The sequence below is a fragment of the Bacteroidia bacterium genome (assembly GCA_025056095.1).
GTDB lineage: Bacteria > Bacteroidota > Bacteroidia > JANWVE01 > JANWVE01 > JANWVE01.
In genome coordinates this window covers 1-930 of the sequence record JANWVW010000360.1, presented here as the reverse complement: position 1 = coordinate 930, position 930 = coordinate 1, and the positions used below count along the sequence as shown (strand labels likewise).

Below are 930 nucleotides of genomic sequence, written 5' to 3'. Positions count from 1 at the left end.
AAATTCCTGAATTAAATTACTTTGAAAAAATTATCGTACAACAATAAAAGAAAGGAGAAGCAATATGAAAAAGTTAAGGTTAATCTTGCTCTTTTGCTGTTTGGGCTTAATCGCATTGAGCCAAAGTGTGCCTGAATTTCAATTTACTATACAGATTAACGACAACGCAGGCAATAAAGACAGCGTAATCATTGGTTATGATCCTATGGCTACGGATACCATAGACACTTCCTTCGGTGAAGTATTCATCCCCTACTCTACCCCTTTTGATAGCGTATTTGGAGCCAGAGCATTAACTCCAAGTTACTACCCTCCTGAAGTAGCAGATGGTTTTACCAAGAAACAAATAGCTAATAAATACACTCTTATGGACCCTTGTATAACAAGTGGAGGGGGCAAAGTACGTGTAGTTGTTTTGGTCCGCGCTAAGCGAAAGAACTTTCCTTTGACAGTAAAGTATAATCACAGTTTATTTGTACCCAATTCCTGCCATGATTCTACCTTGTTACAATGGTATTTTGAAGATGTTCATCCTGAAGACGGTCCATATCACTTGTTAAGGGATTTTAGTGCAGGCAGCATAACTCTTAACTACAGTACAATGTACATGTCTAGATATTACCGTATGGATTTTGAGACATTAAATTGTTACAACAGTTTGGGGGGAGTAGTAACAGACACGGTGTATGTATGGAAGTTTATCATGGCAGGATATGATTATTATCGTTACTTGTATCTTGCGTCAAATGTGCAAGACCAGAGCATACCTCAACTTTCTGCATTGGTGTATCCCAATCCTGCGCGGGATGAGGTACGTGTAAGTATCCCTGAACCTGCATGGTGTAGTGTAGTAGATGTCAGTGGCAAGGTAGTGCAGAATGTATATTTACAGTCGGGTAGTAATGTGTTGGATGTTAGTAATGTTCCCAA

The 930-nt window shown here is 39.0% G+C and carries 1 protein-coding gene; it reads left to right on the top strand.

The features are described 5' to 3' along the window. Positions 1 to 100: 100 nt before the first annotated feature. On the top strand, positions 101 to 930 hold an 830-nt coding region (locus NZ519_14015), incomplete at its 3' end, for a T9SS type A sorting domain-containing protein (protein MCS7029868.1).